This is a genomic window from Candidatus Eisenbacteria bacterium, assembly GCA_035577985.1.
Lineage (GTDB): Bacteria > Desulfobacterota > Binatia > DP-6 > DP-6 > DATJZY01.
Window position 1 is genome coordinate 191,248 of sequence record DATJZY010000042.1, and the last position, 15,995, is coordinate 207,242.

Annotated in this window: 13 protein-coding genes; 6 read left to right on the top strand and 7 right to left on the bottom strand. The window is 71.7% G+C overall.

Going from position 1 to position 15,995, the window contains the following annotated elements:
* Positions 1 to 162: 162 nt before the first annotated feature.
* The 4 genes from VMS22_06950 to VMS22_06965 are packed head-to-tail and all read left to right on the top strand — an operon-like array spanning position 163 to position 6,774.
* The gene (locus VMS22_06950; protein HXJ33764.1) at positions 163 to 2,124 is read left to right on the top strand and encodes a protein-L-isoaspartate(D-aspartate) O-methyltransferase; all 1,962 of its coding nucleotides are present in this window, start codon (positions 163 to 165) and stop codon (positions 2,122 to 2,124) included.
* The gene (locus VMS22_06955; protein ID HXJ33765.1) at positions 2,124 to 4,547 is read left to right on the top strand and encodes an ATP-binding protein; all 2,424 of its coding nucleotides are present in this window, start codon (positions 2,124 to 2,126) and stop codon (positions 4,545 to 4,547) included. The genes VMS22_06950 and VMS22_06955 overlap by 1 nt, the downstream gene beginning before the upstream one ends.
* Positions 4,544 to 5,878, top strand: coding sequence for a cyclic 2,3-diphosphoglycerate synthase (locus tag VMS22_06960; GenBank protein ID HXJ33766.1), 1,335 nt, complete (start codon positions 4,544 to 4,546; stop codon positions 5,876 to 5,878). Before VMS22_06955 ends, VMS22_06960 begins: the two co-directional genes overlap by 4 nt.
* Positions 5,875 to 6,774 carry a carbamate kinase gene (locus tag VMS22_06965; GenBank protein ID HXJ33767.1) on the top strand — a complete coding sequence of 300 codons (900 nt, stop codon included), beginning with the start codon at positions 5,875 to 5,877 and terminating at the stop codon, positions 6,772 to 6,774. Before VMS22_06960 ends, VMS22_06965 begins: the two co-directional genes overlap by 4 nt.
* A 15-nt stretch (positions 6,775 to 6,789) precedes the next feature.
* On the opposite strand, the gene VMS22_06970 is transcribed toward VMS22_06965, so the two are convergent.
* Both VMS22_06970 and VMS22_06975 read right to left on the bottom strand, forming a co-directional pair.
* Positions 6,790 to 8,505: an HAD hydrolase family protein gene (locus VMS22_06970; GenBank protein HXJ33768.1), complete on the bottom strand. Its 1,716-nt coding sequence runs from the start codon at positions 8,503 to 8,505 to the stop codon at positions 6,790 to 6,792.
* A 15-nt stretch (positions 8,506 to 8,520) separates the two neighbouring features.
* Positions 8,521 to 9,246 carry a hypothetical protein gene (locus tag VMS22_06975; GenBank protein HXJ33769.1) on the bottom strand — a complete coding sequence of 242 codons (726 nt, stop codon included), beginning with the start codon at positions 9,244 to 9,246 and terminating at the stop codon, positions 8,521 to 8,523.
* 200 nt (positions 9,247 to 9,446) lie between these two features.
* Between VMS22_06975 and VMS22_06980 the strand changes: the two genes are divergently transcribed.
* Positions 9,447 to 9,878: an Hsp20/alpha crystallin family protein gene (locus VMS22_06980; protein ID HXJ33770.1), complete on the top strand. Its 432-nt coding sequence runs from the start codon at positions 9,447 to 9,449 to the stop codon at positions 9,876 to 9,878.
* Here the strand turns inward: VMS22_06980 and VMS22_06985 are convergent.
* Genes VMS22_06985 through VMS22_07000 form a run of 4 tightly spaced genes read right to left on the bottom strand, consistent with a single transcriptional unit; the run spans position 9,873 to position 13,421 of the window.
* Positions 9,873 to 10,862 carry a zinc-dependent alcohol dehydrogenase family protein gene (locus VMS22_06985; GenBank protein ID HXJ33771.1) on the bottom strand — a complete coding sequence of 330 codons (990 nt, stop codon included), beginning with the start codon at positions 10,860 to 10,862 and terminating at the stop codon, positions 9,873 to 9,875. The two genes, VMS22_06980 and VMS22_06985, sit on opposite strands and share 6 nt — an antisense overlap.
* 46 nt (positions 10,863 to 10,908) lie before the next feature.
* Positions 10,909 to 11,316 (bottom strand): DUF2267 domain-containing protein, encoded by a 408-nt coding sequence (locus VMS22_06990; GenBank protein HXJ33772.1) that lies wholly within the window; start codon positions 11,314 to 11,316, stop codon positions 10,909 to 10,911.
* Between the two features lie 21 nt (positions 11,317 to 11,337).
* The gene (locus tag VMS22_06995) at positions 11,338 to 11,685 is read right to left on the bottom strand and encodes a hypothetical protein (GenBank protein ID HXJ33773.1); all 348 of its coding nucleotides are present in this window, start codon (positions 11,683 to 11,685) and stop codon (positions 11,338 to 11,340) included.
* Entirely contained in the window at positions 11,634 to 13,421 is a 1,788-nt protein-coding gene (locus tag VMS22_07000) for a wax ester/triacylglycerol synthase family O-acyltransferase (protein HXJ33774.1), read from the bottom strand. The genes VMS22_06995 and VMS22_07000 overlap by 52 nt, the downstream gene beginning before the upstream one ends.
* A 192-nt stretch (positions 13,422 to 13,613) precedes the next feature.
* On the opposite strand from VMS22_07000, the gene VMS22_07005 reads away from it, so the two are divergent.
* On the top strand, positions 13,614 to 14,033 hold the full coding sequence (locus VMS22_07005; protein HXJ33775.1) for a CBS domain-containing protein: 420 nt from the start codon (positions 13,614 to 13,616) through the stop codon (positions 14,031 to 14,033).
* A gap of 1 nt (position 14,034) precedes the next feature.
* Here the strand turns inward: VMS22_07005 and VMS22_07010 are convergent, their stop codons facing one another.
* Positions 14,035 to 15,993 carry a hypothetical protein gene (locus VMS22_07010; GenBank protein HXJ33776.1) on the bottom strand — a complete coding sequence of 653 codons (1,959 nt, stop codon included), beginning with the start codon at positions 15,991 to 15,993 and terminating at the stop codon, positions 14,035 to 14,037.
* Positions 15,994 to 15,995 lie beyond the last annotated feature (2 nt).

Here is a 15,995-nt window from a genome sequence, read left to right on the forward strand (position 1 = left end):
TCGTGCCAGCCCCGGGCGGGGCCGATGCGCCCAAGAAACGAGAAGGGGCGCGTCGAGGCGTTCGCTCCGATCGGAATCGACGACGATCCTTTCCGCCATACGGCTTTGGCACATCGCCTGCTCCATGTGGCGATGTCCGACCTCCGCGCAGCCCGAGAGACCATGGTGCGCCGGCACATCGCCGCCCGTGGCATCCGGGATCCCGCCATCCTCGAAGCCATGCGGACGATCCCGCGCGAGGCATTTCTCCCGCCCCGGCTCGCCGAGTTCGCCTACGAGGATTGTCCGTTGCCGATCGCCGAGGGCCAGACGATCTCTCAACCGTACATCGTCGCCTTGATGACGGCGGCCCTGGAGCTGCGGCCCGAGGATCGCGTGCTCGAGATCGGCACCGGATCGGGCTATGCCGCGGCCATCGTCGGTCGGATCGCCCGCGAGGTATGGACCATCGAACGCCACCAGAGTCTCGCCGAGGCCGCGGCTGCGCGCCTGCGCGAGGTCGGCTGTCACAACGTCCACGTGCTGCACGGCGACGGGACGCTCGGCTGGCCGGAGCACGCGCCGTACGACGCGATCGTGGTCACGGCGGGCGGCCCTGACGTCCCCGAAGCGCTCCTCCAGCAGCTCGCCGCCGGCGGGCGGCTCGTCATCCCGATCGGGGCCGATCGCTCGCTGCAACGCCTCGTGCGCGTCAAGCGCATGGCGAGCGGTCGGCTCGAACGCGAGGATCTGGGCGACGTCCGCTTCGTGCCGCTGATCGGCGCGCAGGGCTGGGACGAGGCGGCGTGGACCGGGAGCCCGCGGGTCCCGAGCGGCCGCGCCAGCGTGAGCAGCCTGCTGCGCGAAGTCGGCGAGCCCATCGGGGGGCCGGTCTCCGACGCCGACGTCGGAGCGCTCCTCGAGCGGATCGGCGACGCCCGCATCGTCTGCCTCGGGGAGGCGACGCACGGCACGTCGGAGTTCTACGCCCTCCGCGCACGCATCACCCAGGAGCTCGTGCGCCGGCGCGGCTTCACGATCGTCGCGGCCGAGGCGGACTGGCCGGACGCCGCGCGCACCGATCGATACGTGAAGGGCGTCGCCGCGCCCGTGCGGCCCGAGTGGCGCGCGTTCTCGCGTTTTCCGCAATGGATGTGGCGCAACCACGAGGTGGGCGCCTTCGTCGAGTGGCTGCGCGAATGGAACCGGACGCAAACGCCGGTCGGGTTCTACGGCCTCGATCTCTACAGCCTGTATCGGTCGATCCGCCTCGTGCTCGACTACCTCGATCGCGTGGACCCCGCCGCGGCGCGCGTGGCGCGCGAGCGCTACGGCGCGCTGATGCCGTGGGAGGGCGATCCGGCGACCTACGGTCGCGCCGCCGTGACCGGCAGCTACCGGGCCTGCGAGGACGAGGTGGTGACCATGCTGCGCGACATGCTGGCGCGCGAGCTCGACTACGCCGCGCAGGACGGCGAGCACTTCCTCGACGCGGTCGGGAACGCCCGCGTGGTCGCGAACGCGGAGGCCTACTATCGCGTCATGTACTACGGCGGCAGCGCGTCCTGGAATCTGCGCGACCGCCACATGTTCGAGACGCTGGAGTCGCTCCTGCGGTTCCACGGTCCGGGCGCCAAGGCCGTGCTGTGGGAGCACAACTCGCACCTCGGCGACGCCGCGGCCACCGAGATGGGCGTTCGCGGCGAGCTCAACGTCGGGCACCTCTGTCGCACGACCTTCGGCGACGGCGCGTATCTCGTCGGGTTCGGCACCGACCACGGTAGCGTCGCTGCCGCGCACGACTGGGACGGCCCGATGCACGTCATGGACGTGCGGCCTTCCCACCCCGAGAGCTACGAGCGCCTCTGTCACGACGCCCGCCTGCCCGCGTTCTTCCTGCCGCTTCGGGCGCCGGCGCGGCCCGAGGTGCGCGAGGAGCTCGCCGCCGCGCGGCTCGAGCGTGCGATCGGCGTCGTCTACCGTCCGGACACCGAGCTCCAGAGCCACTACTTCCATGCCGTGTTGCCCCACCAGTTCGACGAGTGGATCTGGATCGACGAGACGCACGCCGTCCGTCCCGTCACCGACGCCGAGGCGCGCGGCCTCCCCCGCGCGCATCCCTTTGCCCCCTACGGCCCCCCCTGATGGAGCGGGCGGCGGCCCCCTCCGGGCGAGTCGACGCGTCGCGGCTGCGTGCGGCCTGCGACCCGGCCACCTTTCCGTTCGCCTCGACCGCGGACCTCCCCGCGCTCGACGGCATCGTCGGACAGGAGCGGGCCACGCGGGCGACGCGCTTCGGCATCGGCATGCGGCACGCCGGCTACAACCTCTTCGTGCTCGGGCCGCCGGCGACCGGCAAGACGCGATCGATCCGGCGCGTGATCGAGGCGGCGGCGCGCGAGGCAGCGGCACCACCCGACTGGTGCTACGTCCACAACTTCACCGACCCCTATCGCCCCGTCGCGCTGGCGCTCCCGGCCGGGCGCGGACGCGAGCTGCGCGCCGCCATGCAGCGCCTGGTCGACGACTGCAAGGGACGGGTGCCGCGAGCGTTCGAGGGCGAAGCCTTCGGCCACCAGAAGGCGCGCATCCTCGACGAGCTCACGACCCGCCAGAAGGCCGAGATGGCCGCCCTCGAGCAGGAGGTGGAGGCCCAGCGCTTCGTGATCGTCCGCACGCCGGGAGGCCTCGCGATCGCGCCGGCGCGGGACGGCAAGGCGCTCGGCGCCGAGGACTTCGCGGCGCTGCCCGAGGCGGAGCAGACGCGCATCAACGCCGCCGGAACCGCCCTCAACGAGCGGCTCGAGGAGACGCTGCGCCGCCTGCGCGAGCACGAGCGCGACGCGCGCGACACGCATGGCCGGCTCGTCCACGAGGTGGGAGCGGCGGCGATCCGCCCGCTCGTGCAGGAGGTCCGGGAGCGCTTCACCGGCCTCGACGCGGTGGCGCGCTACCTGGAGCAGGTGGCGGCCGACCTCATCGAGCACGCCGAGGAGTTCGCCCAGCTGGCCGAGCAGCGCCCGCCGGCCCTGCCCTGGATGGCGCCGCCGGGCGCGTTTCTCGAACGCTACCGCGTGAACGTGCTGGTGGACCGGACCGCCGACACGGGCGCGCCGGTGATCGTCGAGGAGGCACCGAGCTTCGCGAACCTGGTCGGACGCATCGAGCATCACGTGCAATTCGGCACGCTGGTGACCGACTTCACCCTGCTCCAGGCGGGCGCGCTCCACCGGGCCAACGGCGGCTACCTGCTGCTCGAGGTGAAGGACGTCCTCGCGCACCCCGGCGCATGGCAGGCGCTCAAGAAGGCGATCGAGAGTCACACCGTCCGCATCGAGGAGCCGTTCGCCGACCTGCGCCTCGTGAGCGCGACCAGCCTGGCGCCCGAGCCGATCCCGCTCGACGTGAAGGTCGTCCTCATCGGCAACCCCTACCTCTACTATCTCTTCCACGCCCTCGACGAGGACTTCCGCGCCCTCTTCAAGGTGAAGGTCGACTTCGACGACTCGCTGCCGCGTACGCCGGAGTTCGAGATGCTGATCGCGCGCTTCGTCGGCGACGTGTGCCGCGAGGAGGGGCTTCGCCACTTCGCACCCGACGGCGTCGCCCGGCTGATCGAGCACTGCTCGCGCACGGTGTGGCACCAGGACCGCCTGACGTCACGCCTGGGTGACCTGATCGACCTCATCCGCGAAGCCGTCTTCTGGTCGGCCACGAACGAGCACGCCCTCGTCCGGCGGGACGACGTCGCGCGCGCCGTCGACGAGCGACGCCAGCGGGCGAACCTGGTCGAGGAGCGGCTCGCGCGCATGACTGCCGAGGGGACCCTCGCCATCGCGACCGCGGGCGAGGTGGTCGGCCAGGTGAACGGTCTCGCCGTCCTCACCCTCGGCGATCACGCATTCGGGCGGCCGACGCGGATCACGGCGCGGACCTTCCTCGGCGGCGAGCCCGGCGTCGTGGACATCGAGCGCGAGGCCAAGCTCGGCGGCCCGCTGCACTCCAAGGGCGTGATGATCCTCACCGGCTTCCTCGCCGGCCGACACGCGCGCGCCCGGCCGCTCGCGCTGTCGGCGACCCTCACGTTCGAGCAGCAGTACGAGAGCGTCGAGGGCGACAGCGCGTCGGCGGCCGAGCTGTGCGCGCTGCTCTCGAGCATCGCGGGCCTGCCGCTGCGCCAGGACCTGGCGATCACCGGCGCCGTGAACCAGCACGGGGACGTGCAGGCGGTGGGGGGTGTCAACGAGAAGATCGAAAGCTTCTTCGACCTCTGCCTGAGCCGCGGCCTCAGCGGTCGGCAGGGGGTGATCATCCCGGCCGTCAACACGATCCACCTGATGCTTCGCGACGACGTCGTGGAGGCGGTCCGCGCGGGCACCTTCCACGTCCACGCCGTGGCGAGCGTCGACGAGGCGATCGCGCTCCTCTCGGGTCGCGCCGCGGGCGAGCGCGACGCCGAGGGGCGCTTCGCCGCGGGGACCGTCAACGCCGCGATCGATGCGGCGCTCGATGCGAACGTCGAGCGCCTGCGCGCCCTGCGCCAACCGCCCTCGGGCACGGGCGCATGAGACGCCTGGTCATCCTCGGCGCGGCGGGCCGCGACTTCCACACCTTCAACGAGCGCTACCGCGACGATCCTTCGGTCGCGGTGGTGGCCTTCACGGCCGCGCAGATTCCCGGCATCGCCGGGCGCCGCTATCCCGCCTCGCTCGCGGGTCCGCGCTACCCCGACGGCATCCCGATCGAGGCCGAAGACGACCTCGAGGAGGTGTGCCGGCGGACGGGCGCCACGGAAGTCGTGTTCGCCTACAGCGACGTCTCCCACGTCGACGTGATGCACCGCGCGTCGCGGGCGCTCGCAGCCGGCGCCGACTTCGTGCTGCCCTCGCCCACGGGCGCGATGATCGAAGCTCCCCTGCCGGTCGTGGCGATCTCGGCCGTACGCACGGGCGCCGGCAAGTCGCCGATCGCGCGCTGGCTCGGCCGCCGGCTCCGCGCGCAGGGCCGTCGCGTCGCGATCCTCCGTCACCCGATGCCGTACGGCGACCTCGAGCGCCAGCGCGTGCAGCGGTTCGCGACGCGCGCCGATCTCGCCGCCGCTCGCTGCACCATCGAGGAGCGCGAAGAGTACGAGCCGCACCTCGCCGCCGGCAACGTCGTGTTCGCTGGCGTCGACTATCGCGCCATCGTGCAGGCCGCCGCTGCCGATTGCGACGTCATCGTGTGGGACGGGGGCAACAACGACTTCCCGTTCCTGCGGCCGGACGTCCACGTCGTGGTCGTCGACGCGCTGCGGCCCGGGCAGGCGCTGGCGTACCACCCCGGCGAGGCCGTGCTGCGCGCGGCGGACATCGTCGTCGTCAGCAAGGTCGACGCGGCGACGCCGGCCGACGTGGCGGCCGTCATGGCCGAGGTGCGTGGCGTCAATTCGCGGGCCCCGATCGTCCGCGGCGCGTCGCCGGTCCGGCTCGACGACCCGGCCGCCGTGCGCGGGCGGCGGGTTCTCGTGGTCGAGGATGGACCCACGATCACGCACGGCGGGATGCCCCATGGCGCCGGACTCGTGGCGGCGCGCGACGCGGGAGCGGCCGAGATCGTCGACCCGCGGAGCGCAGCGGCGGAGCCCATCCGCGAGGTGTACGCGCGCCACCCGCACATCGGCCCCGTCCTGCCGGCGATGGGCTACGGCCCGGCGCAGCTCGCGGCGCTCGCCGAGACGATCGATGGGGCGCGCGCCGACGTCGTCGTCTCCGGCACGCCGATCGACCTCGCCGCACTGCTCGCGCTCACGACGCCCGTCGTCCGTGCGCGGTACGAGTTCGCGGACGTGGACCAGCCGGGCCTCGGCGCCCTGCTCGATGCGCGACTGCCTCGGGTCGGGCGACGAGACGGCGCGTGAGCTCCGGCCTCACGGTCGTGGCGCTCGGCGGCAACGCCGTGAGCCCTGCCCGCGGGGGCATGCGATTCGACGCGGAGCGGGCGGCGATCGCCAGCGCCGCGGACGAGCTGACCGATCTCGCACGCACCGCGCGCCTCCTCGTCGTGCACGGCAACGGGCCCCAGGTGGGTCGCCTGCTCGCCGCGCCCGAGCTGGGCGATCCCGGGTCGCTCGACGTGCACGTCGCCCAGACCCAGGGGGAGCTCGGCTACCTGCTGGCCGAAGCGCTCGAGACGCGCGCCGAGCGGCCGTGCGTCGCGCTCGTGACCCGCGTCCTGGTCGACCCGAACGACGGTGCCTTCGAAGCGCCGACCAAGCCGGTGGGTCCGGTCCTCGCCGCGCGGCCGCGCGGGGCGCCGGCGATGCGAACTCCGGACGGGAGGGGCTGGCGGCGCGTCGTCGCCTCGCCGCGCCCGCACGCGGTCGTGGAGCTGGAGGCGATCCGCGCCCTGCTCGCCACCCACCACGTGATCGCCGGTGGCGGCGGGGGGGTCGCGCTGGCACGACGGAGCACCACCCGCGGCGCGCGCGCCGCACGCTCCGCGGTCGTCGACAAGGACTGGGTCGCGGCCCTGCTCGCGACGGCACTCGGCGCCGAACGGCTCGTCTTCGTGACCGACGTGTCCGGCGCGTTCGACGCCTTCGGCCGGCCGGAGGCGCGAGGCATCCCCACGATGCGGATCGCCGAGGCGCGCGAGCGCCTCGCCGGTGGGGTGTTCGCGCCCGGATCGATGGCGCCGAAGGTCGAGAGCGCCATCGAGTTCGTGCAGGCGACGGGGCGGCCGGCCGTCATCGCGGAGCTCGGTTCGGTCGCGACGGGACTCCGCGGCACCACGGGAACGACGATCGTCCCCTGAGCTCCGGCGTGCCCGCTACTCGATCGCGTACCGGTCGTAGACGTGTCGTAGCAGCTCGGCCGCGCTCACCCGACCCGAAGTCCGCGCGGTGTGCTCGAGCTTGCGGAAGCCCGCGGCCAACGGCTCGTCGCCGAGGACGTCCTTCGCCCAGCGCGCGAAATCGCCGGCGAGAAGATGACGTCGCAGCGACTCGACCGACACGCTCGCGATCGCATTGCAGAACTCCGCGACGTTGCGGGCGAGGACCGGCACCGGAGTCGCCTGGAAGTAGAATCCCTTGCCCTGCGGGAGAAGCTCGTCGATGTATTTGCGCGCGTGATGCACGTGGCTCGTCAGCCGCGCCCGCGGCAGAAACGTCTGCCAGCGTGGCGTGCAGCCCGGACGTAGCAGGCCGGCGAGCGGCGGCTCGATCGTCGCCAGCGCGTCCGGCGCGGAGAGGTCCCCGAGATCCGCAGCGCGCAGAATGGCGTCCACGAAGTAGCGCTCGTTGTCGACCGTCGTGTGCGTCACCACGTGCGCACCGACCGTGGCGTATACCGAGGCCGCGATCTGACTCGGGCGATAGGTGAGCAGCAGCAGGCTCCCGGTTCGAGGGTCGAGCCGGTCGACGCACGCGGAGCCTTCGTCAAGAAAGTAGTGCGCTTCGTCGACGAGCGTCCAATGCGGCAGCCCGCTGCGCCGGCGCGCCTCGACGAGGACGGGGATCAGCCTCCCGACGTAGTCGACCTTCTGCGTGTGCGACAACGAGGCGAGCGTCAACACCACGCTCAGCGGCTTCGCCACGAGCACTTCCACGATCGCAGTCGGCTCGGGCAGGGCGAGGGCGTCTCCGAAGAGGAGCACGTCTGGTCGCGTGTTCAGCGCGACGTGATCCCCCTCCGGATCGATCACGCATAGCCGATAGCCCTCGACGAGCAGCCGCTCGGCAATCAGGCCGCCGAGCCACGACTTCCCGGCGCGCGGATCGCCGCTGATCAGGACGTTGGTCCCGCTCGCGGGCAGCGTCGCCGGCGTGCCGTCCGTGCTGGTCCCGAGCGTGACGTGGCGGCGTGCCGGGGTCGGGCTCACGCAGTCCTGCTCGAGCAGACGGCGGACGTAGGTCGCGATGCCTTCGCCGGACGACTGGGACAAACGGTCGTCCGCACCGACCCACACCGCCGGCACCGCCCCTCGGGCCGCGACGCCCACCTCCGCCGCGACGAGCATCGACCAGTCGTTCTCGGCGTCGCCGAACGCGATCGTGTTGCGCGGGGAGCGACCGAGCTCGTCGAGCGCCCGGGCGATCCCGACTGCCTTGTTGACGCCGGACGGCAGCAGCATGAGGGCCGCGCGGTTGAAGACGAGCTGCTGATCGAGCCCGAGGCGCCGCACCAGGCCGAGGAGGTCGGCGGCATGCTGCTCCCAGGTGCCCAGGACGACGGCCCCGCTGTGGAACGGAATCCCGCTCTCGCGCAGGGCGACCAGCAGTCGTTCCGGCGGCGGGTCGCCGACGAGGATCCGCTGCCCGCCATCGTGCAGCGACACCACCGCTCCGTTCTCGGAGACGACGCCGTCGAACGCTCCCAGGTCGACCTTGGCGATCTGCAGGTCCTCGAGGACCCTCCCGGTCACGAGCAGCGTGACGATGCCGCATCGCCGAGCCGCCACGAGAGCCTCGGCGGCCTCGGGCGCCAGGCGACCGTCCACGGCGCCGGTCCCGTCGAAATCGCAGGCGAGGACCCGGCAATACATCGGTGGCGATTGGCGTCACGCCGCCGGTGGCGGGGACGGGCGGCGACGCGCGAGCACGCCACGTCGCCGCGGCGCTCGCACCTCCTTCGGAGCCGGGGCCGACTCGGCCTGGCGAGCCATGGCGGGGGCCACGAGATGGCGCGAGAGCCAGGCGAGCATCGAATCGATGGGGGTGTCGCCCGTACGGTCGTCCAGCGCGGCCAGCTCTTTCGAGCAGCGCATGCGCTCGAATGCTGCCGCGTTCATACCCCGTTCGGTCTCTCGGGCGATCAGGAGCACCGGCACGGTCACGCTGCCGAGGACCCCCTCGGCCAGGTCCGGCCGTCCGTCCACCGAGACGATGGCACGGATTCGTGGGTCGCCGAGCGCGGCGACCAGGGCCCCGGCCGCTCCGGGTCCCGCGGCTACGTAGCCGACCGGCAATCCGGCCATCGCCGGCAGGTGTGCGACGGTGTCGGTCAGCGCCTCGAGACGCCGCGCCAGCAGGAAAACGTCGAACTTGCGGCGCGCCTCCGCGACTTCGGAGGCCACGAGCAGATCGACGATCACCGTGGCGAGCCCGTGGGCCGCGAACACGCCAATGGCGGCATCGCTCCGCATCGCGGCGTCATGCGGCGCATCGCAACGCGCCACGACCACGACGGCCAGCGGCGGCTCCGGCAGATGGAGATCCGCCTCGAGCACGACCCCGTCGACCGGAACGCGCAAGCGCTGGGCCGACAATCCCTCTCCGGCCGTCACGGCATCCTGGCGTGCAAGGATCCGGCCAGGCGTGGCGCCGTGACGGAGCGCGGGGAATCGCACCTCGGCTTGTCATCGATCGGATGGCGACACGAATTCGCCTTGCAGCCCTCGGAATCGCCATCGCGCCGGCGCCGCGGCCAATCTGGCACGGCAACTGCTTCATTGGTCGAACGCTCGCAAGGAAAAGGAGGAAGCCGATGAGCTCTCTCATGACCTGGGATCCGTTCCGCGCGCTGCGGCGCCGGGATGATGCGTTCGAGGATCTGGTGCGCGACGTGTTCGGCCGCGAGGGCGCCGGCGCGCTCGAGCCACCGGTCGAGGTGGCGGAGTCCGACGGCGAGGTCACGGTGAAGATGCTCGTCCCCGGCGTCGAGAAGGACCAGCTCCAGGTCGCGATCGACGAGGACGTGCTGACCGTGCGCGGCGAGGTCCGCAAGGAGCACGAGGAGAAGAAGAAGAACTACTACCGCCAGGAGATCCGCTACGGGGCGTTCCAGCGTGCCGTCCGTCTGCCGGCCGAGGTCGAGGCGGCGAAGGCGACGGCGGATCTGAAGAACGGCACCCTCAAGATCACGTTGCCGAAGGCGAAGCAGACGAAGGCGCAGCAGATCAAGGTGGCCGTGTCATAGGTCTCCCCGGGAGACGGTCAGGACGGCCGCGCCGGTGAGACGACCGCTGCGGAGGTCGGCCAGGGCCTGGTTGGCCTCGTCGAGCCGGTACGCGGTGGTGTGGGTACGTACGGGAACCCGGGGCGCCAATGCCAGAAACTCCCCGGCGTCCCGGCGGGTGAGGTTCGCGACGCTACGCAGACTGCGCTCGCCCCACAGCAGCGCGTAGGGAAAGCTCGGTACGTCGCTCATGTGGATGCCGCCGCACACGACCGTGCCGCCCTTGCGCACGGCTCGCAGCGCCACCGGCACGAGGTCCCCCGCGGCCGCGAAGATGATCGCCGCGTCGAGCGGTCGGGGGGCGGGCTTGTTTGAGCCGCCCGCCCAGACCGCCCCGAGACTGGTGGCGAAGGCCTGGGCCGTCGCATCACCGGGCCGTGTGAACGCGTAGACCTCGCGCCCCTCCCAGCGTGCGACCTGGGCGATCACGTGCGCGGCCGCGCCGAATCCGTAGAAGCCGATCCGGGTCGCATCGCCGCACATGCGCAAGCTGCGATAGCCGATCAGGCCGGCGCACAGGAGCGGCGCCACCTCGAGGTCGGCGTAGCCGTCCGGCAGCCCGACCGCGTAGCGGGCGTCGGCGACGCAGTGCGAGGCGTAGCCGCCGTCGATCTGGTAGCCGGTGAAGCGGGCGTCGTCGCAGAGGTTCTCGCGCCCGTGCCGGCAATGATCGCAGGCGCCGCAGGTGTAGCCGACCCAGGGGACGCCGACCCGTTGGCCGACGCGCAGGCCGGCGACTCCCTCGCCCGTGCCGGCGACCCGACCCACGATCTGGTGGCCCGGGACGATCGGGTACGGGATGTCGGGCAACTCGGCGTCGAGGAGGTGCTGGTCCGTCCGGCAGACGCCGCAGGCGACGACCTCGACCAGCACCTGGCCCGGTGCCGGCACCGGCACGCTCCGCTCGCGACGAACGAGCGGTCCGTGCGGGTGCTCGAGCACCATCGCCCGGCCAGTGGGTGCGCTCACGTCCGATGGCGCGCGTGACGGCTCAGTGGGCCGCGTCGAGCCAGAGGTCCTTCAGGTCCTTCGGGAGCTGGCTGTAGACGTCCCAGGCCTCACCTTCGCGGCCCGTCGTGCTGCCGAGCAGCCGCTGGAGCTGGTGGAACACGGCGCGCACCGCCCGTTCCGCCTCGTCGTCGTCCGGCAGGACGGCGCGCTGCCGCACGCGGCCGATGAACTCGTGCCGGTGGACCTTGTTCGCCGGGCGATCCGTCCGATCGCCGACCTCCCAGAGGCGCTTCAAAGCCGTCGGGAGCTGCGCCCGCAGGTCGCGGCGTTCCTCGGGCGAGATTCGATCGCGAAGCTCGCCGAAGACCGCGAACGTGACCGCTTCGGCGCGCCGCTCGTCGCAGCCGAGCTGGTCGGCGATCTCGCGCAGAAAAGTCCTCTCGTCCATGGCTTCCTCCTGGCGCCGCCCTCAGCCGTGACCTTTGGCAGCGTCCCGTATCCGCTCGTAGCCGGTGCGCACGGTCTTGAGCAACGCCACCGTCGAGGTCCCGATCTCGCGGGCCGTCGTCCCTGCCGCCGCGCGCAAGGGAGCCAGTTCGTGCTCGATCCGGGCCCACTGCTTCTCCAGCGCCGCCATCTCGTCACGAAGGTCGGCCCGCAGGAGCGCCGCCTTGACGCGCAGCTCGTCGCGAAGCTGCTCGATGCCCTGGACGTCCCGAAGCCACTGCGAATCGTTGGTCATCGTGGTTCCCTCCATTTCGGTTGTCACGCCGTCGCGCGCAGCGGCGCCGCCGGCGCCATGTGTGTCGTCGCCCAACGCAGGAAGTCCTCTTCCGTGACGATGCCCACCAGCCGCTCCTCCGCCTCGACGACGGGGAGACAGCCGATCTTGTGACGGATCATGCGCTCGCCGGACTCGGCCGCGGGCGCGGAGGCGTTCGCCACCACCACGTGCGTCTCCATGACGTCGACGACGCGCGCGAGGCCCAGCAGGCGTACCCGCTTCTCCTCGTTCATGAGCAACGAGCTCGACGTGGCGGCGAGCAGGTCGCGGTGGCTGACCAGGCCGATGAGCCGTCCCTGCTCGGTCGTCACCGGCAGGTGGCGGATGCGATGCGTCCGCATGAGATGATACGCCGTCGCCAGCGACTCGCCGGGTCCGATGGTGACGACGCGCGAGCGCATGAGCTCGCCGACCAGCGGCCCGGCGGCGGCGATCTCCGGCCGGGGTCCGGTCTCGATCCCGAGCGCGTCGCGCAGCTCTTGCAGCGAGGCGTGGAGGTGTCCGGGGATCTCGGCGGCGTCGGGAACGAGGTTCGCCTCGGCCGCAGCCGAGATGGAGATCCGTCCGGCGTAGCTGAGGATCGCGAACTCGAGCCCCATGCCCGAGAACAGCGGCACGATCGGATGCACCTCGGTGATCTGGCGTCCGAGGATCTGGCGCGGCTCCCGCGGCCCGGGAATGTTCGTACAGACCGTGTTGAGGGGCGATCCGTCCGGGAGGATCCTCGCGAGGAAGGCGTTCACCGGCGCCGGAAGCAGTCCCATGAGCTGCATCGTGAGCGCCGTCGCGCGCGGCTGGCCGCGCTCCTTCAATCGTCCCATCTCGTCGCTCATGCGGGTGAGCCGCGCGATGGGATCGGCGACATCGATCGGGAGGGTCGGGAACATCGACGTGACGAGATTGCCGAGCGACATGTGGTCCTCGGGGCGCCGCACGCTCACCGGAACGAGCGTTCGGACGCGCAGGCCGTCGGATCGCACGCCTTTCGCGTGCAGGTAGCGACGCAGCGCACCGGCGATGACGGCCAGCACGACGTCGTTCACCTTGCAGCCGACCGTCCCCCGGATCGCGAGGAAGTCGTCGAGCGCGAACGACGCCCACACGATGCGGCGCGCATCGGTGATGGGGCCGTTGAACGGAAGCGTCGAGGATGGCTGCACGATCATCGACCCGAAGGTCGAGGCCGCCTCGACGGCGTCCCGCGCCGTCGCCAAGAGCGCCTGAGGGCTCAACGCCGCGAGTGCAGAGGGAAGCGCGGGAGCCGCCCCTTGCGGCCGGGGTCGCGCGTCGGCGGCGACGGGCACGGGATCCGCCATCGCCTCCAGCACCTGCGCCCCGCTGACGCCGTCGATCATCGCGTGGTGGACCTTGCACAGGATGGCCGCGCGGCCCCCGGCGAGGCCGTCGACGAGATACGTCTCCCAGAGCGGGCGGCGATCGTCGAGCGGGGTCGCGAAGAGCGTGTCGACCAGGCGGTGGACCTCGTCCTCGCCGCCGGGAGCGGGCACCGCGACGTGCCGCAGGTGGCGCCGGACGTCGAACGCGGCGTCGTCTTCCCACCGGGGCCACGTGAGATCGAGGAAGGGGCGAACCGGACGCTGGCGGTAGCGCCGAATTCGCCCCACGCGCTCCGCCATGGCCACCGCGAAGCGATCGAACGGGATGGGTCCGTCGAGTAGCGCCACGCAGCCGACGTGCATGAGCTGATGGGGGCGCTCCAGGTACAGGAACGCGGCGTCCAGTGGCGACAATCGGTTGGAGTTCGCCATCCCAAGCCTCCCGACCGACGGAGCACGGGATATGCCATCGGGGGACTCCCGGGCGCGGCCGTCCCACGCGACGCCGGGCGCCGCCCCTCGCACCTTTGCCAACCCGCCGGTGCCCGATTCGCGATCCTGCGAAGCCGTCGCGGCCCGGCGCGCGCAGCGCGGCGGCACGACACTTGCGCTCGCGGAGGAGTGATGAACGTCGGACGCTGGATGCAAAAGCACGTGATCACGGTGCGGCCGCGCGATTCCATCGTGCACGCGCGCCGGGTCATGGAGGAGCACCGCGTGAACCAGCTCCCGGTCGTGGTCGACGACCGTCTGGTCGGCATCGTCACCGACCGCGATCTGCGCGATGCGTTCCCCTCCGTGTTCGAGGTGCGCCGCGCCCGGCGCGCCCGCGGTACCGACCCCGCCAGCATCGTCGTCGAGGACGTGATGAGCGCGAACGTCCTCACCCTGGATCCGGAGGCCGACGTGCGCGAGGGCGCGCGCCTCATGCGCGGAGAGCGGATCGGCTCCGTGCCCGTCGTACAGGGCAAGCGCCTGGTGGGCATCCTCACGCGGAGCGACGTGCTGGACGCATTCCTCTCGCTCGAGCGCGGGCTCGTCTGAGCTACGGGGTCGGGGCGGCGCCGAACCGCTTGGTCAATTTGAAGGATACGATCGTCGCCCGGTAGTCGTTCGCCTCGAAACCGGACTCAGTGTAGTCGATCCGACGCACCTCGATCGACGGCTCGATCCAGGCGTGGCGCCAGGTGAGAAACGCACCGGCGTCGATGCGATCGAGATCGAGGCGGCTGCGGCCCGCGATCTGCTCGTGCCCGGGGACGCCGACTGCCTGGCTCGTCTGGATGTAGTAGACGTTCCAGCCGCTCTCCCAGCGCTGGCCGGCGAGCCCGAAGGCGTACGTCAGCTGGCTGACCAGCACGTTCTCGGTCCCCGACTGCAGCGACGTCGCTTGCGCGTAGCGCGGCGCGAACAGGATGTCGGCGCGGTTGTCGAGGTCGCGGCGTGCGTACGAGACCAGCGCGGTCAGATTCGGCAGCGGGGTCAAGGTGACGGCGAGGCTGTTGCCGAAGGCTTCCGAATGGGCGGCGAAGCTCGAGTTCTCGCGGCTGTCGGCGATGAAGCGATAGGTGAGCGACGCCCACGGCCGCGGCCGGAAGGTCAGGCCCGCCGAGCCGCGGTTCGTGAACGTGAGCGTGATCTCGCGACCGGGGAGCGGCGGCCGCGAGGTGGGATCGCCCGCGATGAAATATGGATCGTCCACCTGCGCCGTCTCGTAGCGCAGGAAGGCGTCGACCATTGGCGCGGGGTGGTAGCGCGCGTCGGCGATCACGCCGAGGACGGTCGTCGACACGGGCCCGGGCCCGCCCGAGAGGTTCGCGTCGCGCCACGCGAAGCGCAGGCCGGCGCGCAGCGACAGATCGCGCCGTGGCTCGTATTCGACGTCGCCCGTGACGCGATTCAGACGCACGTGGTACCCGGTGCCGGCGACGAGCAGGCCCCCGGTGCCCGACTGGTCGATCCCGCCGCTCTGCGCGCGCTCGTCGAAACGATAGGCGAGGTGGAAGCGCGCCTGGGGCGTCAGCAGCACCGAGCCGGCGAGGTCGACCACCTGCGTGTCGAGCGACGCGTTCGACGAGCTCGCCACCCGGCTCGCCACCGGGACGGACGGCGAATCGCTGGTCGCGTTCCGCACCGTGTTCCACGCCGCGTCGAGCGACGCGTGGCTGTAGAGGTAGGCGCCCGTCACCTCGGCGCGATCGCCGAACGGACGCCGGATGCGCACGGTCGTGGTCGGCGCGTCGATCTCCTCGTGCCCGGACGACTGGTAGTTGTTCAGCACCGCTCCGTCGGTCGGATCGACGCCGGCCGCACCCCCCGGGACGGGACCGTGCCCTCCCACGTCGCGGGTGACCCAGCGGTACTCCTGCTGCAGGAACACGTCCGTGCCGAGCGCCTGGAACTCGGTGCCGACGCGGGCGACGCTCGCGCGTGTGGCCTCCGGCGCGCGCACGACGAAGGTCTCGCTGGGGCTCTGGAAGATCGTGGACGTGTTGTCGCCCTCGAGCTGGTAGAGCCGGTACCCTGCGAAGAACGTCGGCAGGTTCGGACGCCGCACGATCACATCCACCGAGCCGTTCGTGCGCGTCTGGTCGAAGCCGTGCAGATCGTCGAGGCGGCTGTCGCCCGGCACCGGGTTCTGGAACAGCTGCGGCATGTCGTAGAAGTACTTCGACTGCACGAAGTTCGCGCGGAGATCCCAGTTCTTGGTGTCGCTCGCCGTCAGCAGATAGGTCGACACCGGTTCGTTGCCCGGCGTGTCGACCACCAGATGGAAGCGGTCGAGCGGCGCCTCGTCCGGGTTCGTCGCCGTGGCGCCGACGTCGAGGTCGAACAGGCGCAGGCCCGTGTGCAGGTTGTAGTCCTGAAGGAACTTGTTGGCCGATCCGTCGACGTCGACGAGACGGTAGCCAGCCGTGACGGCGCCGCCGAGGTCGTAGCCGCCGAGGGTGAGCTTGGGCGACTCCGCCTCCGCTGCGAGCGCGGGGCCCGCGAGCAAGACCATGA

Coding starts and splice junctions, on each gene's coding strand:
- VMS22_07010 (HXJ33776.1), bottom strand. CDS start 15,993: ATGGTCTTGCTCGCGGGCCCCGCGCTCGCAGCGGAGGCGGAGTCGCCC.
- VMS22_07005 (HXJ33775.1), top strand. CDS start 13,614: ATGAACGTCGGACGCTGGATGCAAAAGCACGTGATCACGGTGCGGCCG.
- VMS22_07000 (HXJ33774.1), bottom strand. CDS start 13,421: ATGGCGAACTCCAACCGATTGTCGCCACTGGACGCCGCGTTCCTGTAC.
- VMS22_06970 (HXJ33768.1), bottom strand. CDS start 8,505: ATGTATTGCCGGGTCCTCGCCTGCGATTTCGACGGGACCGGCGCCGTG.
- VMS22_06955 (HXJ33765.1), top strand. CDS start 2,124: ATGGAGCGGGCGGCGGCCCCCTCCGGGCGAGTCGACGCGTCGCGGCTG.
- VMS22_06950 (HXJ33764.1), top strand. CDS start 163: ATGGTGCGCCGGCACATCGCCGCCCGTGGCATCCGGGATCCCGCCATC.
- VMS22_06960 (HXJ33766.1), top strand. CDS start 4,544: ATGAGACGCCTGGTCATCCTCGGCGCGGCGGGCCGCGACTTCCACACC.
- VMS22_06985 (HXJ33771.1), bottom strand. CDS start 10,862: ATGGTGCTCGAGCACCCGCACGGACCGCTCGTTCGTCGCGAGCGGAGC.
- VMS22_06990 (HXJ33772.1), bottom strand. CDS start 11,316: ATGGACGAGAGGACTTTTCTGCGCGAGATCGCCGACCAGCTCGGCTGC.
- VMS22_06980 (HXJ33770.1), top strand. CDS start 9,447: ATGAGCTCTCTCATGACCTGGGATCCGTTCCGCGCGCTGCGGCGCCGG.